A 21,337-nucleotide genomic window follows, 5' to 3' on the forward strand; every position below is an offset into this window, starting at 1 on the left:
TCACCAACGTCTCCGTTCTGGCGAACGGCCACGACGTGTGCAGGTCGCCTAGCTCAATGAGAATGACATAGCACGTTCACTCTAGTTGCCCTGCCGCGCAACGTCCCGCCGACACGCTAGGCGTAGCGGCGACGGGACACAACCCTGCGCTCCTAGGCACCAAAGTCCGTGCGCTGTCTGGGGATCCGCCGTAGATCGTGTGGGTCACACCCGCGTATGCTGCGCCGCCAGCCGTGCCATGCCCGGTCCTATCGGATGTCCTTCGTGTACCGCCACACCGTGCTCCGGTGCTTGTCGAACCTCTCGGCGATGGAGCGTACACTCTCGCCGCTGGCCTTCGCGGTTCTAATAGCGTCCACTTCCTCCGGCGTGGGAGGCGTTCTAGGTGGTCTGCTCGGCTCTCTGACGACCTCAAAGTCGTCCTCCCGCTGAGGAGCTCCGCCGTCGCGGATGCCCAGCCTCGCTTGGTTCCACACCGCTTCTAGCCGATCGAACCGCTGCTGTACGTTCGGTTTGAGTCCAGCGGGGAGCGCCAACGGAGGGTGATGGGTCGCCCCCGGCCCCTCGCCGCTACCATGCTCCGCATGCACCAAGGCCGCAGACTCGCGCTGCTCTTCGCCTTCCATATCGCACCATGGCTTGCGGGCCTCGTCCTGCTGGCCTGCTTCTCCCTGGGCATCTACGGGCTCGTCACCGAAGAAGTGGGCGCCATGGTGGTCGGCCTACTCATCGGATTCAGCGGCTGGCAACTGTTCAACCTGGCTCGGCTGTTGTGGGCCAGGTGGCGTTCGACGCCGATCCCCGGGGTGGCGCTCGTGCCGAGCCAGCATCCGAGGCTGGTGCGGGTGGTTGAGGAGTGCTGCTCCGCGGCCGGCGTCGACGTGCCCGACCGGATGATCGTCATCCCGGGCGCCGGGGTGCTCGTGCAGCACAACGGACAGCGGAAGGAACTCGGTCTGCCCTTCTGCCTTCTGGTCGAGTTGAGCATTGACGAACTGCGCGCGGTGCTGACGGCCGAACTGGTGCTGCAGATCGGCGACGAAGGAGGTGCGGGAGAGCAGCTGCTTTCCCGCGTTCAGCGCCACGCGGAGGCGGCCGACGCCGTCGGCGGGTGGTTCGCCGGCCTCTACGCGGAGTGGCTGCTGTGGCTCGCGGCCCCGCTCATGGGGGCCCGGCTCAAAGAGGCGATGGCGGCGGCGGTTCGGGCCACCGACCTCGACACCGTCATCTCGGCCGCTGGAGGGGAAGTGTTGGCCGACCTGGTCTCTGACGACCTCGGCCGCGCCTTCGAACTGTTCGCCCTCGCGATGAAACGCGCATCCCTGAAGGAGCAGGCGAGCCGGATCGCGGCGCTGGAGCCCGTGCGCGAACTCGCCGCCGCCTTCTGGGAAGACGGGTGCTGGGCCCGCGAGAAGGCCGAGGCCGCGGCCGGCGACTCGCTGCATGCGCCGTCGCCGCGTGACTGGCCCTCCAACAAGGCGGCCGACCTGCTCGATAGCGACCGGGGCTGGTGGGAGCAACTCGAAGGCGCGTTGGGGGGCCGGGAGGTCGAATACGCATCCTGGCGGGAGTTGGCCCACACCGCGGGCCTTCAGGCCGACAGGCTGCGGCTCATGGCACTGGACAGTGAACTCAGGCACGCCGCGATGGGCCGGGCGAGCCTCGCCAACCTGCTTGCCCTGATCGAGGCGGGCTCCAGGCCACAGGAGTGGGACGGCAGCGAGGTTTCGCACATGTTCTACTACAACTTTGAGTTGGACCTCGCCGAATGGGACGAGTATGAGGACGAGGACCAGGACGACGACCCCGAGCCGATCGACCCCTGGGTAATCGGCTGCGCCGCCGCGGTGCGCTGTTGCCTGGCCGATTCCGGAACCTACCGGTTCGACGCCGAATCGGGGCTGCAGTTCATGCTGGAAGGCGAGGTCGTCGACATCGACAACGAGGCTGCCACGGCCATCGCATCCCGAGACACCACGAGGCTGCGCAGCAGGCTGGCCTTCCACGGCGTCGACCCGGGCGCCACGGTGGCTCCGGTGCCGGAGGGCATCTGGCTGGGGTGTCTCACGCATGTGCGTGGGCCATGGGCGGGGCGACGCGACATGCATGTGTGGAGTGACGGCGTCCTGTTCGTCCCGATCCCGCACCGCGAGCGGCTGCGCGATGAGCGCAGGCTCGACCCCGAGGCGCAGGCCGATCGTGTTTACCGGATCTTCGCGTCCGGTGAGACGCCGCGTCTGGCCGACGGCAACCGGTGGGTCCCTGCGTCTTCGATCACCGGTGGGGAGGTGAAGCGACGGTTCGTGTGGCTCTATGCCACGTTCGAGCAGGTCGAGGGTCCGCCGCTGAAGATCAAGGCCACGATCGACTCCGAATCCTTCGATTCGGAAGAGGCCGTGGTCTCATCCCTGCGCTGGCTCACTGCCCCCTGAGGTCCCAGTTGGCCAGCTCGGTCCAGTCGAACGTGCCGACCTCGGGTCGCACCGTCACCGAAACCAGGTGTACCGCCCGCACAGCGACCTGACCGACGGCGGGCACGTCGGCCAGCCGGCCCCGTACCTCGTCGTCGGAGACCTCGCCGGTGGCGTAGGCCAGTGAGACGTGCGGGCAGTGGGGTGCCTGGGGCAGCGGCTCGTCGCTGAACGCCGAGGCCGCATCCCGAACCGCCACGACCAGGCGATCCCAGGCGTCGGACGGCTCGGCGCTGCAGTTGACCGACTGGCCCCACACCTCGGGCGCACCGAGCCGCAGTTCGAAGGCGGGCACTTCTGCGATCCGTGCCCCGATCTCGTCGGCCAGCCTGGTCAGCCCGGCCTGGCCCAGATCGTCGTACTGTGCCAACCTCCCGACGGTGAAGTGCAGCCAGCTGCGTGGCATCCGGGGAAGTGCGGCCAGGCCGTCCAGTCGCTCGGATGCCGCCATGAGCGCGTCGGTGACGCCGTCGTCGGGAAGCGCATAGACGTGCAGGGACCCGTCGTTGCGGGCCCACGGGGTCATGGCGTCGAAGAAGCTGTGCATGGCCCCAACGGTATCGGCGGGGAACGGTCTGTGACGACCGGTACGCTTGGGCCATCATGACTGAAGCCAGAATCTCGAACCGCTTGCGGGTGCTCAACGGCCTGCCGAAGGCGGTTGTGTCGGGCTCGCAGCGGCCGTGGTACACCGACGCCAAGGTGTGGGCGACATTCGGGGCGGTGGCCGTCATGGTGGTGGCCTCGCTGTTCCTGGCCCAGTGGCGCCACTGGGTGTTGGCGCGGCCGGTCGCCTGGGTGCCGATCGTGGTGGTTGGGGTGGCGCTGCCGTTCTTCCTGAACTTCACCAGAGCGGGCAGGTGGGTCAGGGACAAACCTGTCTTCTGGCTCGCGCTCATCCTGCTTCCGCTCTACTTCGCCGGGCTCTACAGCGAGTACTGGATGATGCACCCGGACGTGGTTTTCGAGGACGGTTCCCGATCGCTCGGCATCTCAAACGAGGCCATCCGCAAGGGCGCCTTCTACGCGGTGTGGACGGCGCTGGCGTATTCGGTGCTGTTCATCTGGCTGGACCGTTTCCGGGCGTCCCAACCCATGGTCTGGCTGCTCGTCTTCGGGTGGGGGGCGGCAGCCTCGACCTGGTTCTCGCTCCACGTCAACACCTGGATGGGGCAGGCGATGGCGACCCGTGAAGCCAACGCCGACTCCGGGGCCCGCGCAGCCGTGTTCTCCGCCCCGTTCGTTGAAGAGTTCGCGAAGGCCACCGTGCTGATCCTGCTGGTGATCCTCTGGCGCAACCGGATCGTCTCCAGGCTCTCGATCATCGCGTTGGCCGGCCTGTCGGCCATCGGGTTCGCGTTCGTGGAGAACATCCTCTACTACTCGCGCGTCTGGATGCAGGCCACCAACGACATCACCATCGCCAACCCCGACGAGACGATGCTCGAGCTGGTCATGCTGCGCGGCGTCTACACCTCCTTCGGGCATCCGCTGTTCACGATCATGACCGGAGCAGGGCTCGCGATCGGGCTCGGCGCGCGCAGCAAGATCGTGCGCGTGCTCGCCCCGGTCGGCGGTTTCATGCTCGCCTGCTTCGGGCACATGCTGTTCAACGGGCTCTCATCGACCAACCCCATCGAAGCCCTCATGATGCCCTGGTACATGGCGTTGGCGCTGGTGGGGGTCATCACCATCTCACTGATCGTCAGCGTCGCAGGCAACGGCCAGATCATCCGGGCCCGGCTCACCGACTACCAGCGCGCGGGTTGGATTGGGCCCCGTGAGGTCGAGCTGTTCGGCGGGCCCCTGCGCCGCGCCCGTCTGCTGTTCTGGTCGATCTTCCGGGGCCCGAAGAAGTGGTGGCACACCGCGAAGCTCGTGCGCCGCTACACCGAGTTGGCCTACCTGCGCGACAAGATGACCCGCGGCACCGTCGGTGCACCCGGCGACGACCGCGCGCACGACATCCTGCACGAGATCGAGACGCTGCGCCCGAAGGCGCTGACCGACTACACGGGTCTGCCCCTCCTGCCGCCGCGCAGGAAGAAGCGGGCCTATCCTTCCGAGCTGCTCCCAGGCGAGAGTCCTGGGCCGCTGACGTCCCACTATCCAGCGCCCACCGCACCCGGCCCCGCAGGCGTCGGAGGAAACTGGCCGGCCCCGAGATGAGCGGGGTGCAACAGCTTATCGAGGCCTTCGACAACCTCGAACGGACGATTCCCGCAGCCCAGTTCCCGTTGCCGCTGGACGGCGCCGAGTCCCTCCGCTCCCTCGCAGGCTCAATCGGCAATGAGGTCCGCGACCACCTGGTGCCCCGAGCAAGCCGTCTCGATGCGCCGCTGCTAGCCGTCGTCGGCGGGTCGACCGGGGCGGGCAAATCGACCCTGGTGAACTCGCTGCTGCGGGTCGAGGTCAGCAGGCCCGGCGTGCTTAGGCCCACCACCAAATCGCCTGTGCTGGTGTGCCATCCCGACGACGAAGCCTGGTTCCGCTCTGACCGGGTGCTGCCCGGCCTGGTGCGCACCGACACCCAATTCCACGACTCCCGCGCGCTGCGCATCGTCGCTTTCCCGGAGCTACCGCCAGGCCTCGCGCTACTGGATGCGCCAGACATCGACTCGATCGATGACATCAACCGGGCGCTCGCACAGCAGTTGCTGCTCGCGGCCGACCTCTGGCTGTTCGTGACCTCAGCGGCACGTTACGCCGACGCCGTCCCCTGGGGCTACCTGGCGGCGGCCGCGCAGCGCAACACCGTCGTCGGCGTCATCGTCAACCGCTGCCCACCCGGTGCGCTGAACGACGTGGCAGGTCACCTGGCGCAGCTGCTCGCCGAACGCGGGCTCTCGTCAGCCAAGCTCTTCGCCGTCGCTGAACGTGCGCTCGCCTCCGACGGGCTGCTCCCCATGGGTGACGTCATCGCCATCCGGCAGTGGCTCGGCCACCTCGCGTCGGCTTCCGATGCGCGGTCGCAGGTCGCCGTGCAGACCCTTGCGGGTTCGGTGCGCTCGCTGGCTCCGCAGCTCGACGAACTCATCGACGGGGTGCGTCAACAGGAGGACGCGCTCAGCGCGCTGCGCTCGATTTCCGAAGCAACCTACCGCGATGCCGCGGCTGAGGTCGCCTTGGCCGCCAGCGACGGCACCATGCTCAGGGGCGAGATCCTCAGCCGCTGGCAGGATCTCGTGGGCACCGGGGAGTTCATGCGCGGCATAGAGGAACGTATCGGGGCGATCCGCGACCGCATCGTCGGCTGGTTCAGGGGCGAGCAGAAGGCCGAGGCGGTGCAGGGCGCGATCTCAGATTCGCTGTCCGCCGTCCTTGTGGAGGCGGGGGAGCGCGCCGCCGAGGACACCGCAACCGCATGGGGCCGCACCCGCTGGGGGCGTGAGATCGTTGCGGCCGAACCGTCCCTGAGCCGCGCGTCCGCTGAGTTTGGTGAGCGGGCCGCCGAGGCCGTTCGTGCCTGGCAGTCCGACATCCTCCGCCTCGTTGCGGAAGAGGGCCGTGGCAAGAGGATGAAGGCCCGCCTGCTGGCCATCGGCACCAACGTCGCAGGAGCCTGCCTCATCATCGTCGTGTTCGCCGCCACCGGCGGCCTGACGACCGCGGAGGTCGGGATCGCCGGAGGCACCTCGTTGCTGGCGCAGCGCCTCCTTGAGGCGGTCTTCGGTGAGGAGGAGGTGCGCAGGCTCGCGGTCGAGGCGCAGCGCCTGCTCCGAGACAGGATCGATTCGGTGCTGGCCGGCGAACTCGCCAGGTTCGGGGCGGTCCTCGACTCGCTCGCCGTCGACGGCGACGCCGCAGCCAAGTTGGGCGCCGCGGCAGCACAGCTGCGTTCGGCGGCGAAGGCGGCGTTCGACGACCTCACCGCGCCGGAGCTCAGATGACGACGGTCGAAAAGCTCGATGCCCTCGCGGAGGTGGTTGACCTCGTCGACGGCCGTGTAGACGGCGAACTGGTGCGCGATACCCGCCAGCTGCTGGCGCACGCCTCGCGTCGGCTAGCTGCCGGGCCGCAGACCACCGTCGCGCTCGCCGGCGCAACCGGTTCGGGCAAATCGAGCTTGTTCAACGCGCTCAGCGGCACCCGCCTGGCGGAGCAGGGCGTCCGTCGCCCCACCACCTCGAAGACGTTGGCCGTGAGCTTCACCGCCACCAATCCCGACCTGCTCGACCTGATCGGCGTCGAGCGTCGACGCGAGGCGAAACCGCCAATCCCGGGCCTGACGGATGTCGTGCTGTTGGACCTGCCCGACCACGACTCATTCTCTGGCCGGCACCGCGACGAGGTCGACCGGATGGTCGGGCTGGTCGACCAGTTCATCTGGGTCCTCGACCCGCAGAAGTACGCCGACGCCGCCATTCATCAGCGTTACCTGCGCCCGTTGGCCCGGCACCGTGACGTGATCACCGTCGTGCTCAACCAGGCCGACCTCCTGCCGCCGGATCAACTTGAGCAGTGCCTGGCCCACATCCGCAGGCTGCTGGACGCCGATGGCCTGCACGGGGTGCCGCTGCTGGCGACCAGCGCCCTGACCGGCATGGGGGTCGACGACCTCCGCGAACGACTCGTCGTCCTGGCCGGCGGTAAACGGGCGGCAGCCCAGCGGCTCGCCGCCGACGTCGCGGTTGCGGCCAGCCGGTTCGACCCGGAGGTCGGGCACGGGCCGACAGGGAAGGTCGAGAAGGAGACGGTGAGCAGGCTCAATGCGCAACTGTCGGCCGCCGCGGGGGTGCCCGTCGTCGTCGACGCCGTCAGAGACTCGGTGCGGTACCGTGGCCAGCTGGCCACCGGTTGGCCCCTGGTCAAATGGCTCGGACGGCTGCGCCCCGACCCGCTGAAGCGGCTGCGTCTGGGTGGCCCCGAGAAAACGCCGGGTGAGGCACCCGTGCTGACCCGCAGTTCGCTACCGCCGAGGTCGGTGGCCGCGGACGCACACCTGGCGACGGGGCTTCGGGCATTCTCGCAGGAGTTGGGGGAGGGGATGACGGCCACGTGGAGTCGGTCGATCACCGCCGTCGTCCACGCCGCGACACGTGGGCTGCCAGACGAACTCGACCGGGCCGTCGTGGCCGTCGACCTCAAGGTCGCCCGGCCCCCAATCTGGTGGGGGGTGATCCGGGCGCTGCAGTGGCTGCTCATCGCCGCCGTCGTCGTCGGCCTCGGCTGGCTCACGGTCAACGGGCTGCTCGGCTACTTCGGGTTGCCCGGCCTCGGCATGGTGCCGATCGGCCCCGAGGGTGGGTTCCGTGTGCCGCTTCCGACCATCCTTTCGCTCGGCGGGCTCCTCGCGGGGGTGCTGCTCAGCGTCTGCTCACAGCTGATCATCGGCGCAACCGCACTCGACGCGGCGCGTCGGGCCCGGAAATCGTTGGACGCCGCGGTCGCCGAGGTCGCACGGAGCCGGATCGTCGCCCCTGCCGAGGCCGAGATGGCACGCTACGTCGCCGCCCGGAAGGCCCTCGACCGCATCCTTCACTGACGCGTTCGGCCCCACGCGGGCAAGCTGGCATACTTGCCTGCGGTCAACCCGAAGGGATCTGCTCACAGTGGCTGAGTTCATCTACACCATGTACAACGTCCGCAAGACGGTCGGCGACAAGGTCATCCTCGACGACGTCACGTTGTCGTTCTACCCAGGCGCCAAGATCGGCGTCGTGGGCCCGAACGGCGCGGGCAAGTCGACGATGCTCAAGCTGATGGCGGGCCTCGACCGGCCCAACAACGGCGAGGCGAACCTCCAGAAGGGCGCCACCGTCGGCATCCTGCTGCAGGAGCCGCCGCTCGACGAGGATAAGACGGTCATCGAGAACGTCGAACTCGCGGTCGCCGAGACCAAGGCGATGCTCGGCCGCTACGACGAGATCGGCATGGCCATGGCCGAGCCGGACGCCGACTTCGATGCACTGATGGACGAGATGGGGCGGCTGCAGACCGAGCTCGAGCACCGCAACGCGTGGGAGATCGACTCGATGCTGGAGCAGGCGATGGACGCCCTCCAGTGCCCGCCGGCCGACACGCCGGTGAGCGTGCTCTCCGGTGGCGAACGACGCCGGGTCGCGCTGTGCAAGCTGCTGCTCGAGGCACCCGACCTGCTGCTCCTGGACGAGCCTACCAACCACCTCGACGCCGAATCGGTCGACTGGCTTGAGAAGCACCTCAAGAGCTACCAGGGTGCCGTGCTGGCCGTCACACACGACCGCTACTTCCTCGACAACGTCGCGGAATGGATCTGCGAGATCGACCGCGGGCGCCTGCACCCTTACGAGGGCAACTATTCAACCTACCTGGAGACCAAGCGGCAGCGGCTCCAGATCGAGGGCAAGAAGGACGCCAAGCGCGCCAAGATCCTCGAGAAGGAACTCGAGTGGGTGCGCTCCAACCCGAAGGCTCGCCAGGCCAAGAGCAAGGCGCGTCTCGCACGCTACGAGGAACTGGCAGCAGAGGCGGAGCGTAACCGCGCCGTCGACCTGGCCGAGATCAACATCCCGCCCGGCCCGCGCCTGGGGTCGGTCGTCCTGGACGTGAAGAACCTGAAGAAGGGCTTCGGCGACCGCGTCCTGATCAAGGATCTTTCGTTCACGCTGCCGCGCGCCGGCATCGTCGGCATCATCGGTCCGAACGGCGTCGGCAAGACGACGCTGTTCAAGACGATCACCGGGCTCGAACAGCCCGACGCTGGCAGCGTCAAGGTCGGCGAGACGGTCTCGTTCAGCTATGTCGACCAGAACCGTGCGGGCCTCGACGCCAAGAAGAACGTGTGGGAGGTCGTCTCGGATGGCCTAGATTACATCAAGGTCGCCAACTTCGAGATGCCGTCGCGTGCCTACGTAGCGTCGTTCGGCTTCAAGGGCCCGGACCAGCAGAAGCTGGCAGGTGTCCTGTCGGGTGGCGAGCGGAACCGGCTGAACCTGGCGCTCACGCTGAAGCAGGGCGGCAACGTTCTGCTACTCGATGAGCCGACCAACGACCTGGATGTCGAGACGCTGCAGTCGTTGGAGGATGCGCTGCTCGACTTCCCGGGGTGCGCCGTCGTGATCTCCCACGACCGCTGGTTCCTCGACCGTGTGGCCACGCACATCCTTGCCTGGGAGGGCACGGATGAGGACCCGTCGAACTGGTACTGGTTCGAGGGCAACTTCGCCGATTACGAGGAGAACAAGGTCGCCAGGCTCGGGCCGGAGGCTTCGCGTCCGAAGTCGTCGTCGCACCGTCGCCTGACCCGCTGACCCGCCTGCTGTTCACTCGACCAGAAGCGTCAGGAGGCTGGGCACCGCCGCTGGGCGGAGGCACTGCTGGGCGTCCGGGTCGGGCGCGACCGAACAGTTGAAGTCCTGCCCGTCGAACGTGGTGGTGATCCACATCACCCGTTCGCCTGCCTGGAGCACAGTCGACTCGGTCCATCGGCCGGTGTCGTAAGCGTCTTCCGGGATCAGCCCGAAGCCGAACGAGTAGCCGACCCTCACGGGTTCGGCGTCGACGATGTCCGGGTTCAGCACCACGTCATCGGAATGGTCCTGGATCCGGGCATCGGTCAGGCCGGCGTCCTCCAGTTGCCCGGCGCAGTTGATGGCCGCGTCGTTGATCGTGTCGAATCCGGCGGTCGCCGCGTCGACGCTCGGGTATCCGAGCACCACGGCCCACACGTCGGTCGGGTAGGCGTCTCCGGCCAAGCCCAGCTCGCGGACCAGGAACGTCGAGGGGGAGCCGTAGTCACCCGGGTCGCACAGGCCGATGGCGACCCCGGGGGGCGGCTCATGCTCTGCCTTGACCTCGCCGGTCACCTGGGGGTCGAGCAGCAGATCGGCGGTGGGGACGTTGGCCCAGCCTGGCGGGGTCACGCTCGGCACTTCGGGTGCTACGGGTGAACCTGGCGTCGAAGGTGTGGGCGGCACGGTCGTCGGTGTGGGTGGGGGAGTCGGCGTGGCTGTCGGAGACGCGGTGGGGGAGGGTGAAGGGCCGGCCCAGTCGGGTCCGCTTCGGTCGTCGAGGAGCGGGCTCTGCCACACGGCGACCCCGGCGATGATGGCCAGCGCGGCGACCCCGGCGGCGGTGCCCAGGTAGCGACCCGCACGGCGCCGGTTTCCGCGGCGTCGGATCTCGCTCGGTGGGAGCATGGGGGCCTCCTTTCCTGCCGCCGCCAGACGATCCAGTTGGGGAATGCGTTCAGGCATGGCGGACCTCCACCTCGGGATTGAGCAACTGCGCCAGCGTGGCGCGGCCGCGGGACAGCCGCGCCTTGACGGTGCCGGTCGGCGAACCGACCTCTTCCGCGACCTGGGCGATGCTCAGGTCGCACAGGTGATACAGGACGATGGCACGTCTCTGGTCCTCGGGTAGCTTGGCGAGAGCCGCTTCGAGCACTATCCGGTCCGGGGTGGGTTCCAGGTCGCGGGCGTGTTCGAGCGCCCGGTCGGGTTGGCGGAAGGCGCGCCTCGCCTTTCGCCAGCGGCTGACGGCCAGTCGGTAGGCCGTGGTCCGGACCCAAGCCTCGGGGCTGTTGGCAAGGTCGAGCTTGCGCCTGTGGTCCCAGGCTCGGATGAAGGCCTCCTGTACGCAGTCCTGCGCCTCGGTCAGGTTTCCGCACATCGCATAGATGGCGCCGACCACCCGGCCGAACGACGCCGCATAGAAGCGGTCGAACTGGTCCTCGTCCATGGAGCCTCCTTCCCGTCTACACCCTCTATACGCACCGGGCTGGGGTGTGGTTGCACCTCGATTCTCAGCGGATAAGTGCGGTCACATTGAGGTTCTGGGAAATCAGGCCGATTCCGGCGCAGCTTCCCAGCTCAAGTTGGGAGACGGTGTTGCGCGGCAGACGGCCGGGGGCGGACCTTGAAGGTCCGCCCCCGGCCGTTCTAGGAGGATGAAATCAGTTCGCCCGGAACCGGACGATGTTGTTGAACACCCACTTGCTGACGGGCACGTACCGGGTCGCCCCCGCGCTGTCCTTCCGGGTCTCAACGACGTTGGTCACCCAGGCGTAGCTTCGGCACGCACCGCGCCCAGTCGCCGCAGTGTCGCACTCGGTGCGCCAGTTGCGGCCAGACGACGTGAAGGTCCCCGTCTTCCCAAGCGGGTTGTCAGCCCACTGCGCCCGCTTCATGTACGGCAGGTACGTCAGGTTGTTGAAGTGCCAACCTGTCTCGGTCACGAACTTGCCACCCGCCTCGTAGCGCACCACAGTCGACCAGATGTTGGTGCGACAGCGCACCGTCTGTGAGTAGTACTCGCATTCGGTATACCAGCGACGCCCGTTAATCTCGTGATAGCCGGGAACCTCGTAGGGCCGCTGCGGGGTGAAGCCGATCTCGGGACGGGCCGTGACGGTCACCGTCGGTTGAGGCATCGGGCTCGGCTTCGTCTCCGGATCGGTTACCTTGCCGAGACCCGTGACCATGAACTCGTGCAGGTTGTCGAACTGGTCGGCGTAGGGACCCACATTGATTCCACTTACGCCATTGGCGTCAGCCAGATGCTCGAACGGTGCCGAATGCATGACCACGTTGAGCACGTTGGCCGCACTGCGTTGCAGGTCACCGAGTCGCATCGTGTAGCCGGCGGCCGGATAGTCTCCCCGCACGGTGACCGTGTACGAGACGACCGGGCTTGAGTCGTCGGCCGGGTCCTCCCGCACGATGCCGCTCAAAGTGACACCAGCGGCCTCGGCCGACGTCATCGTCGCGCCCCAGCTGTCGCCAGCTGCGTCGAGGATCGTCGCGACCTCTTCGTAAGCCTCGTTGACAGAGGTGTACGGATCCCGATGAGTCACGACCTCGTTGTTGATCGCATCCGCGGTCACAACCACCGAGGCGGGCACCTGGCTGAGATCGGTTGTGGCGTCCACCGTGGTAGCGACGGTTTCGGTACCAGTGGCGGACGGGATCAGCGAGTTGAACCCCCAGCGGTGCTGGACCCAGAGGAAGGTTCCCATCAACTGCTCGATCTGCCGGTGGACCGGAAGCCCGTTGACGTCGATGCGGGGCGTGTTCTTCAGAGAGGCGTTGATCATCTCCTCGGGATTGTTGCCCGGGGTGATGAGGTCATTGCCCGCATACATCGTGTTGACGGCACCGGCGCGGATGCCGCCCCAGTCGGTCATGACGAGGCCCTTGAATCCCCACTCGCCGCGCAGTAGATCCGTGAGGAGGTCGTAATCCCCGGCGGTGTAGGTGTTGTTGATCTTGTTGTAGGAACTCATCACCGTCATGGGCTGAGCCTGCTTCACGACGATCTCAAACCCACGCAGGTACATCTCGCGGAGCGCCCGCTCGCCGATGATCGAGTCGGTGGTGTTCCGGTCGCTCTCCTGGTTGTTCGCGGCGAAGTGCTTGACGGACACGCCCCTGCCCGGCACGCTCTGGACGCCTTCAGTCAGTGCCGCCGCCACCAGACCGGAAGCCAGCGGATCCTCGGACAGGTATTCGAAGTTGCGGCCGTTGAGCGGGTCGCGGTGCAGGTTGAACGACGGCGCCAGCCAGACGGTGGCCTCGAACTCGGCCATCTCGTCGCCGACGGCCTCGCCGACCTCTTCCACAAGCGCGCGGTCGAACGTCTGGGCGAGCAGCGTTCCGATCGGGAATGCGGTGGCCCACTGGTAGCTGACCGGGTTTGTCGCCAGCGTGTTCGTGACGCGAACCCCCGCCGGTCCGTCGACCAGGCTCATCCCTGCGATGCCGAGATCCTCGTACCGAGAGGTCGTGTACCCGGCAGCGCCGACGACGGACGTGATCGAACCGCCTGACGGGGTGCCTTCCACGATGTTGGCCAACTCCTCGAGCCTGCGGCTGGCCACGAACTCCTGCATCGTGACGGTGCCACGGTAGACGTCGTAGAGGGTCCACTCCGGGTTCGTCTCTGTTGCGACGACGTTCTCGCCGGTCTTTGTGGGGTAGGCACCCCCGGTGCCTTCCCAGTCGTCCTGATCAGGGTCGAGATAGACGTCGACCGAGGAGATCGGGCTCTTGTCGATGTCGTAGTACGGCGAATCGGTGCCGACGGCGACGTCCTGGTCGAACGGTGAGGAATTGTCCTCGAACGGGATGGCAGACGACGGGAGCGTGACGCGCGGAGCCGCCGCGATCTGCTCGGCCTCGTCGGCGTAGCTGTAGAAGTCCGCCGGGTCCGAGACCAACTCGGTGGCTGGCGCGACATCGTTGTACTGGTTGGTTAGCTGCTCAACCACTTTGGTGGTGCTGACCGGCAGGACCGCGGCCACAGCGGTGTTCCGCGAGGAGTTGCCCACCCGGATCACATAGTCGCCCTTCTCAACCACGTAGGCGGCCGTCGCCTCGTCGTAGGAGGACAACTCGAAGATGTCGAAGCTGACGGTGACGCTCTGCGACTGCCCCGGGGCGAGGTTGTCGGTCTTCGCATAGCCCGCGAGCTCCTGATAGGGCTTGTCAAGGCCGGACTGCGGCGCGGAGAAGTAAACTTGGACGACTTCCTTGCCGGAGGCCTTCGTGCCGGTGTTGGTTACCTTCGCGGCCACGTTGATGCGACCGTCCGAAACCGTGACCTTGCCAGGATCGATCTTGAAGTCGGTGTAGGAGAGCCCGAACCCGAACGGATAGTTGACGACGGTGGCCGGGTCGGAGCTGAGCGTCTTGTAGAAGGAGTCGAAGTAACGGTAGCCGACGTAGATCCCTTCCGAGTACTCCTCGTGCAGGGTGTCGCCGTCATTGCCCGCGAAGGTCTCCGAGGCGGGGTAGTAGTCGTAGTTGGCAGCCCACGAGTCGGTGAGCTTTCCCGAAGGGGTCACATCGCCGGATAGGACGTCAACCAGGGCGTGGCCGGACTCTTGGCCCGCCTGTGACATCAGGAACAGTGAATCCAGGGCTTGGCCCCCGTTCGGGTCCTGGACATCGGCGTTGATGTCCTTGAAGAACTCCGTGTCCACGATGCCGCCCGTGTTGAGGACGACGACGACCTTTGAGTAGGTCTGACCGAGCAGCCTGAGGTTGGCAGCCTCGATGTCGTTTAGGTAGAAGTCTCCCTTGCTGGCGCTACGATCGCTGCCCTCGCCGGAGTTGCGGGCGACGATGAACAGGGCGGTGTCGGTCGCCGCTGTGGGCTGGACGGTTGTCGAGGTGAGTGCCTGCTCCAGGGACGCGTAGTCGATCGACCCGAAGATTCCGCCAGATCCCGACGCGTTGTCCACGGCATCGACCATGGCGTCGTAATAGACGGGGCTGGTGGTGACCTTGTACCCGGCCTTCTCCAGGCCGGTGCGGACGTCGACGGTGGCCCGGTTGTTCACCGAGCCCGAGCCGGTTCCGCCCTTTACCGTGGCGTACGCGCCGACCCCGAAGAGAGCGACGTTGCCGTTGTCGGCGATGGGCAGGGCGCCCCCGGTGTTGTCCAGCAGCACCATGCCTTCGGTGGCCGCCCGGCGGGACAGCTTGGCGTGCGCGGTCTCCCGCGAACTCGGATTGGGGTTGGTGGTGGCGGCCTGAGCCGGCAATGTTCCTACGCACAGTGTTGCGGCAAGCGCCAGCGGGATGACCACCCCCCAGCCCCTGCGATTCTGATTCGACCTCTTACGTATGGCTCCTCTCTGAGCACCATGCGCACCGCTGGATATGAGCGAGCGACCCGACGTTGGGTGGGATGCGGTGGGATGAGCGTACGTTAGGGATAAACCGACTGTCAATCGAGAACTGTGGCGATGCTGACGTTTTCCCACCAAATGCGAGAAAAAAGCGAGATGGCTATGCCGATTCGGGCAACGTTTCTCGTGGGTCCAGGGGGGCGCTCGACGGCTGCTTCATCAACCAGCGTCGTGCGTGGCCAACAGTTCCGCCAACGACATCGACGCCCTGCCTGCGAGTGACGTCAGTTGCGTCTGGCACGAGAACCCGTCCGCGAGCACGATCGCGTCGGGGTGCGCCTCGACGGCGGGGCCGAGATCATGCTCGAACACCTTGACGCTGACCTCGTGGTGCCCACGCTCGACGCCGAAGTTGCCCGCCAGCCCACAGCAACCGCCGACGACGACCAGGTCGGCGCCGGTCGACTCCAGGATCGCCCGGTCCTTCGCCCACCCGAGTACGGACGCGTGGTGGCAGTGCGGTTGCGCGACGATCGTGTGGCCGCTCAGATCCGGAGGTGTGAAGTCGGAGTCGCTCTCCAGGAACTCGGCCAACGTGAGCACCGCACCGTCCAAGGCGGCGACGTTCGGGTCGTCTGGCAGCAGTTCGGGGGCGTCGCTGCGCCACACCGCGGTACACGATGGCTCGACGCCGACGATCGGCACACCGGCCTCGACGAAGGTTGCCATCACCGCGGCGGCGTTGGAGAGTTGACGCCTTGCACCATCGAGTTGGCCGGTCGAGATCCAGGTCAGCCCACAGCAGGCCGTCTCGCGCAACACCTCCGGTTCGTAACCGAGCCGGACCAGGAGTTGGGCCATGGCGGCGAACGTCGTCGACTCGAAGCAGTCGGAGAACGAGTCGACCCAGATCAGAACGCGACCCTTCGATTTCGCGGGCGCTCCGCCGGATGACCTGATAGGCCGGGAACGTGCGGCGCGGGAGGCGAACTGGGGGATCTCGCGGCGGCGGTCCACTCCGGCCCCCCAGCGAAGGGCGCGCCCGAGCACGGGGGTGCGCCCGACCACGTTGATCAGTTTCCCGAGCCCCGGGATGGTGGTGATCAGCCGACCCCAACGCGGCAACCATCCGAGCGCGTAGTGGTTGCGCGGCCGCAACCGACCCTTGTAGGTCTCGTGGGTGACGCGGGCCTTGTAGGCGGCCATGTCGATCCCGGTAGGACAATCGCGGGCGCAGCCCTTGCACGACAGGCACAGGTCGAGTGCCGCGTGCACCTCGGGGGAGCGCCAACCCTGCGTGATCAGCGACCCGTTGACCATCTCCTGCAGCACCCGGGAACGCCCGCGAGTCGAATCCTTCTCATTTCGGGTGGCCTGGAAGCTCGGGCACATCACCCCGCCGGTGCCGGTCGTGTCGGCCAGGCACTTGCCCACCCCGGAGCACTGATGGACGGCCTCGACGAACTCCGCAGCGCTCGACGAAAGAGGCGATCGGCTGACGGCGACCATCCGCAGGTCCTGTTCGACCGGGGCGGGATCGACCAGGACCCCCGGATTGAGCAGGCCTCGCGGGTCGAAGATGTGTTTGACCTGCCCGAACAGTTCGATCGCCGCAGGCGAGTACATGTGTGGCAGCAGCGCGGAGCGGGCGCGGCCGTCGCCGTGCTCCCCGGACATCGACCCGCCGAAGCGGGCGACCAGGACAGCCGCCTCCTCGACGAAGTCCTTGTAGCGGGCGGCGCCGTCGCGGTCGGTGAGCGGGAAGTCGATGCGGCAGTGGACGCAACCGTCACCGAAATGCCCGTACGGGAGGCCGTGGAGGTTGTGTCGTTCCAGAAGCTTGTCGAACTCACGCAGGTATTGACCCAGGTGTTGCGGTGGGACGGCCGCGTCCTCCCATCCGCCGTAGGCGGGTTTGGCGAGGCTCACCCCAGCCAGGCCGGCGCCGTCGGCCCGGATCTTCCAGAGTTGGGCAGCCCTCGCCGGGTCCTCGATGACCTGCCCCTCGGTAGCGGCGGACGCCTGCACCACGGCCTCGGCGCGGGAGCGCACCTCGGCGGGATCGTCGCCGACGACCTCAAGGAACATCCAGCCGTCTCCCGCGGGCAGGCCGGCGACGCTTTCGGGTCCGATCTTGGCGGCGACGACGTCGACGATCCGGCGGTCCAGTCCCTCGCACGCGGTCGGCTTGAAGCGCAGGAGGTTCGAGATGTCATCCCCCGCGTCGGCCATGGCCGGATAGCCGAGGGCGACCATCAGTCGCTCCGGTGCATCCGCGACGAGCCGGACGGTCGCCCGGACGATGACGCCGAGGGTGCCCTCGGTGCCGGAGAAGAACTTGGCGGTGTCGAAGCCCTTCTCAGGCAGGAGATGCTCAAGTGAGTAGCCGGAGACCTGCCTGATGAAGGTGCCGAACTCGGTGCGGATGATGCCGAGATTCGCCGCGACCAGGGTGCGCAATTCGGGCACGTCGTCGGTGCCGAGCGTGATGAGATCGCCATTGCCGGTGACGACGTCGAGGCTGACGACATTGTCGGCCATGCGCCCGTACCCGAGGGCGCGCGGGCCGCAGGCGTTGTTGCCGATCATGCCGCCGACCGTGCAGCGGTTCGAGGTCGATGGGTCGGGCCCGAGCCTGAGCCCGAACGGGCGAGCGGCCTGCTGCAACTGGTCCTGGACGACGCCGGGGTCGATGACCGCCGTCCGGGTCTCGGGGTCGATCGAGTGGATCCGGTTGAGGTGGCGGGCTACGTCGATCACAAGGCCTGGGCCGACGGCGTTGCCCGCGCACGAGGTGCCCGCGCCACGCGCGGTGATCGGGACGCCGACGTCGAGCGCCGCGCGCACGAGCGTGATCAACTCATCGGGTGTGCGCGGGTGGGCCACGGCGTCGGGCTGCACCCGGTAGAGCGAGGCGTCGCTGGAGTACAGCGCGCGGGTGAGGTTGGAGGTGTCGACTATCTCCGCGAGGTCACCCAACCGGTCCAACAGGCGGGCATGGGGCGAGGTGGCGGTGATGGTCACCGTCCTAGTCTGCCACCGCCAGGACCTCCTGCATCGCGCGCCCGAGTGCGGTGAAATCATCGGGTGAGATGGCGTCGACGAAGACGCGCCGGACGGAGTCGACGTGGGCTGGGGCCGCCTGCTTCAGGAGTTGGAAGCCCATCTCTGTCATCGTCGCCTGGACCCCGCGCCCGTCGGCGGCGCAGGAGGTGCGCGTCACGTAGCCGGCCTGCTCCATGCGCTTGACGGTGTGGGTCAGGCGGGAGCGGGAGTGGCCGACCGACGCCGCCAGTTCGCCCATGCGGATGGTGTGGTCAGGTGACTCGCTCAGTCGGACGAGCAACTCATACTCGGAGAGGCTGAGGTTGAAGCGACGCAGTTCGGCGTCAAGGTACTCTTCGATGTGCGCCTTGGCCAGGAGGTAGCTCCGCCAGACGCGTTGCTGGCTTTCGTCGAGCCAGCCTGCAACCGGTTCAGACATGTCGATGATGGTACCACATGCTTTAGATTTCAAGCATGTCGTTGCCCCAAGACCTACTCCATTCACGTTAGTCTTGCCGGTAACTCGTCAGGACAGCCGAAGGAATGGTCAAAGATGTCGATCCGCGAACAACTCCTAGCAAATGCCCCTACAAGCGTGGGCGACATGCTCAGGCAGAGGGTCGAGGCGACCCCGGACAAGCCCGCGTTCATGGCCCCTGACGGCGCCGACGGCCCCAACACATGGAAGTCCTTCACCTGGCGGGAGTCGAGCGCCATCATCGACAGACTCGCCGCAGGCCTGCTGGCCCGTGGACTCAACTATGAGGAGCGGGTGGCAATCTGCTCCAACACGAGGCTGGAATGGATCCTGCTCGACCTGGCGATCGCGCTCGCCGCTGGAGCCACGACGACTGTCTACCCGAACACCGGCGCCGAGGAGGTCGACTACATCCTCGCCGACTCAGGCACGAAGATCCTGGTCGCTGAGGACGCGAAGCAGCTTGCCAAGGTCGTCGACGACCAGCAGCTGACCGCCCAGATCCACACCATCGTGGTGCTCGACACCGAAGGCGTCACGCTCGACGACCGCGTCTTGTCCTACGAGCAACTGCTGAAGCTGGGGGTCGGTCACCTCGCCGAGCATCCACAAGCGGTGGAGGATTCCATCGCGTCGACCAACCGCGATTCGCTTTCCACCCTCATCTACACCTCCGGCACGACCGGTCGCCCAAAGGGGGTTCGGCTCAATCACATCTCATGGGTCTACGAGGGCGTCGGCGTCCAGCACCTGGAGCTTCTGGGAGAGGACGATCTCCACTACCTCTGGCTCCCGCTCAGCCACGTGTTCGGCAAGGCGCTGATCGCCTGTCAGCTTTCGATCGGGTTCTGCACGGCCGTCGACGGGCGGATCGACCACATCGTCCAAGGGCTCGGAGAGGTGAACCCGACCATCATGTGCGGCGCCCCGCGCATCTTCGAGAAGGTCCGCGGCGCCGTCCTGACCGGCAACACCGGGTTGAAGGCCAGGATCTCCCACTGGGCGTTCTCGGTCGGCTACAAGACCATCGACGACCGTCTCGCGGGCCGGGAGCTCAAAGGGCTGCTCGCCGTGCAGTACAAGCTCGCGGACAAGCTCGTCTTTTCGAAGCTGAAGGCAAAGCTGGGCGGGCGGATCAAGTTCATGGTCTCGGGAGCGGCCAAGCTGAGCCCCCAGGTGCAGAAGTGGTTCTACGCGGCAGGCATCCTCATCGTCGAGGGCTACGGTGCCACCGAGACCAGCGCCATCGCTGGCGTCGACCACTGGCGGGATCCGCACCTCGGCACTGTCGGTCGGCAGATTCCTGGCATCGACGCGAAGGTCGCAGATGACGGGGAGCTCCTGCTACGTGGGCCGATCATCTCGCCTGGGTACCACAACCTCCCCGAGCAGAGCGCCGAGACGTTCGTCGACGGCTGGTACCACACTGGAGACATCGCCGAGATCCTGCCGAGTGGCCACATCAGGATCACCGACCGCAAGAAGGACCTCTTCAAGACCTCTGGCGGCAAGTTCGTCGCCCCGCAGAAGGTCGAGAGCGCGATCCAGGCCAACATCCCCTACATCGCGCAGTCGATCGCAGTCGGCGATGGTCGCAAGTACGTCTCGGCGCTGGTCGTGCTGGACCCAACGCTGCTCCAGAAGTGGGCAGACAAGCGAGGCATCCAGGGCAGCTACGCCGAGCTGTCGCAGCGACCCGAGATCCACGCCTCCATCGAACGCGCGATGGAGAGGGTCAATGCCAAGCTGGAGCGTTGGGAAACCGTCAAGAAGTTCGCGATCCTCGACCATGAGCTGACGGTCGAGAACTCTGGGGTGACGGCGAACATGAAGATCCGCCGAGGCGTGGTCGCCGAGCGCTATGCCGACCTTGTAGCCAAGCTATACCCGCAGGAAGACTGAGTGTTCGGGTACCGCTGCTCGCTGCGCTGGTCGGACCTCGACGCTCAGGGTCACGTCAACAATGCCGTCATCGTCGACTATCTGCAGGAGGCGCGTGTCGCGTTTCTGCGCTCAGGGTCGGCCTCGCCGTTGCTGGACAGCGGGATCGTCGTCGTGTCGCACGAGCTTGAGTACCACCGGCCCGTCGAATACCGCGACGACCCCGTCACGGTCGAACTCGGCATCAGCCAGTTGGGCGCTTCGCGGCTCGAGGTCGCCTACGAGTTGCGGCAGTCCGATCGGGTCGCCGTGGTCGCCCGGACGGTGCTGTGTGCGTTCGACTTCGACCTGCAGAGCCCCGTTCGGTTGCAGCCTGACCACCGTGGGTTCTTCGCGGGGCACCGGATCGACGCGGGGTCGCTGCGCACCGTCGAGGCGCCGTCCCTGAACGGGCGCGGCACCCCGGTTTCGATCAAGGTGCGGTGGTCCGACCTCGACTCCTACGGGCACGTCAACAACGCGATGGTGTTCGACTACGTCCAGCAGGCCAGGATCACCGCCACCACCGGATGGGACCCGGCGATGGCGAGGGTGGGCACGCAGGGCAGCGACCGGATGTGGCTCGTGGTGCGCCAGGACGTCGACTACGTGGCCCAGATCGGGCACCGGATCGAGCCGTACGTCGCGCGGGTCGCTCCGGTGAAGTTGGGAGGCACGTCGATCACCTTGGCCACCGAGTTGATCGACCCCGATTCGGATGAGGTCTTGGTCAGGGCGAGGACGGTGCTGGTCTCGTCTGACATGTCTGGTCGCCCCGTCGACCTGGGCGCGGAGACCCGCTCCCGGTTGGCTGCTCATCTCGTCGCCGGTTGACGGGGCGCGGGGCGGGTCTGGCGTTGAGCACTATTG

General features: G+C 66.9%; 14 protein-coding genes. 7 read left to right on the plus strand and 7 right to left on the minus strand.

Annotated elements, in window-relative coordinates; genetic code table 11:
- Window positions 1–248: 248 nt before the first annotated feature.
- On the minus strand, window positions 249–626 hold the full coding sequence (locus BUC15_RS21200; protein ID WP_425443330.1) for a helix-turn-helix domain-containing protein: 378 nt from the start codon (window positions 624–626) through the stop codon (window positions 249–251).
- Between BUC15_RS21200 and BUC15_RS04510 the strand changes: the two genes are divergently transcribed.
- Window positions 585–2,432, plus strand: coding sequence for a M48 family metalloprotease (locus BUC15_RS04510; protein WP_139280087.1), 1,848 nt, complete (start codon window positions 585–587; stop codon window positions 2,430–2,432). The two genes, BUC15_RS21200 and BUC15_RS04510, sit on opposite strands and share 42 nt — an antisense overlap.
- Here the strand turns inward: BUC15_RS04510 and BUC15_RS04515 are convergent.
- Window positions 2,419–3,018, minus strand: coding sequence for a 2'-5' RNA ligase family protein (locus tag BUC15_RS04515; RefSeq protein WP_073186348.1), 600 nt, complete (start codon window positions 3,016–3,018; stop codon window positions 2,419–2,421). The genes BUC15_RS04510 and BUC15_RS04515 overlap by 14 nt on opposite strands.
- Before the next feature lie 56 nt (window positions 3,019–3,074).
- Here BUC15_RS04515 and BUC15_RS04520 point away from each other — a divergent pair, with 56 nt between their 5' ends.
- The 4 genes from BUC15_RS04520 (at window position 3,075) to ettA (ending at window position 9,703) form a co-directional block, all read left to right on the plus strand.
- The gene (locus BUC15_RS04520) at window positions 3,075–4,640 is read left to right on the plus strand and encodes a PrsW family intramembrane metalloprotease (protein ID WP_084189357.1); all 1,566 of its coding nucleotides are present in this window, start codon (window positions 3,075–3,077) and stop codon (window positions 4,638–4,640) included.
- 5 nt (window positions 4,641–4,645) lie between these two features.
- On the plus strand, window positions 4,646–6,361 hold the full coding sequence (locus BUC15_RS04525) for a GTPase family protein (RefSeq protein ID WP_139280088.1): 1,716 nt from the start codon (window positions 4,646–4,648) through the stop codon (window positions 6,359–6,361).
- Window positions 6,358–7,956, plus strand: coding sequence for a GTPase (locus BUC15_RS04530; protein WP_073186351.1), 1,599 nt, complete (start codon window positions 6,358–6,360; stop codon window positions 7,954–7,956). Before BUC15_RS04525 ends, BUC15_RS04530 begins: the two co-directional genes overlap by 4 nt.
- A gap of 67 nt (window positions 7,957–8,023) precedes the next feature.
- Window positions 8,024–9,703: an energy-dependent translational throttle protein EttA gene (gene ettA, locus BUC15_RS04535; protein WP_073186352.1), complete on the plus strand. Its 1,680-nt coding sequence runs from the start codon at window positions 8,024–8,026 to the stop codon at window positions 9,701–9,703.
- Between the two features lie 12 nt (window positions 9,704–9,715).
- Here ettA and BUC15_RS04540 read toward each other — a convergent pair whose 3' ends face one another.
- From BUC15_RS04540 to BUC15_RS04560, 5 genes are all read right to left on the minus strand, one after another.
- Window positions 9,716–10,648 (minus strand): hypothetical protein, encoded by a 933-nt coding sequence (locus BUC15_RS04540; RefSeq protein ID WP_073186353.1) that lies wholly within the window; start codon window positions 10,646–10,648, stop codon window positions 9,716–9,718.
- The gene (locus tag BUC15_RS04545; RefSeq protein ID WP_073186354.1) at window positions 10,641–11,132 is read right to left on the minus strand and encodes an RNA polymerase sigma factor; all 492 of its coding nucleotides are present in this window, start codon (window positions 11,130–11,132) and stop codon (window positions 10,641–10,643) included. Before BUC15_RS04545 ends, BUC15_RS04540 begins: the two co-directional genes overlap by 8 nt.
- 214 nt (window positions 11,133–11,346) lie before the next feature.
- Window positions 11,347–14,982, minus strand: coding sequence for a beta-glucosidase (locus BUC15_RS04550; protein WP_073186355.1), 3,636 nt, complete (start codon window positions 14,980–14,982; stop codon window positions 11,347–11,349).
- Between the two features lie 261 nt (window positions 14,983–15,243).
- On the minus strand, window positions 15,244–18,108 hold the full coding sequence (locus BUC15_RS04555; RefSeq protein ID WP_084189358.1) for an FAD-binding and (Fe-S)-binding domain-containing protein: 2,865 nt from the start codon (window positions 18,106–18,108) through the stop codon (window positions 15,244–15,246).
- Window positions 18,053–18,508: a MarR family winged helix-turn-helix transcriptional regulator gene (locus BUC15_RS04560; protein ID WP_073186357.1), complete on the minus strand. Its 456-nt coding sequence runs from the start codon at window positions 18,506–18,508 to the stop codon at window positions 18,053–18,055. Before BUC15_RS04560 ends, BUC15_RS04555 begins: the two co-directional genes overlap by 56 nt.
- A 114-nt stretch (window positions 18,509–18,622) precedes the next feature.
- Here BUC15_RS04560 and BUC15_RS04565 point away from each other — a divergent pair, with 114 nt between their 5' ends.
- Both BUC15_RS04565 and BUC15_RS04570 read left to right on the plus strand, forming a co-directional pair.
- Window positions 18,623–20,449, plus strand: coding sequence for an AMP-dependent synthetase/ligase (locus BUC15_RS04565; RefSeq protein ID WP_073186358.1), 1,827 nt, complete (start codon window positions 18,623–18,625; stop codon window positions 20,447–20,449).
- Window positions 20,450–21,301, plus strand: coding sequence for an acyl-CoA thioesterase (locus tag BUC15_RS04570; RefSeq protein ID WP_073186359.1), 852 nt, complete (start codon window positions 20,450–20,452; stop codon window positions 21,299–21,301).
- Window positions 21,302–21,337 lie beyond the last annotated feature (36 nt).

Source organism: Tessaracoccus bendigoensis DSM 12906 (assembly GCF_900141915.1).
Taxonomy (GTDB): Bacteria; Actinomycetota; Actinomycetes; order Propionibacteriales; family Propionibacteriaceae; genus Arachnia; species Arachnia bendigoensis.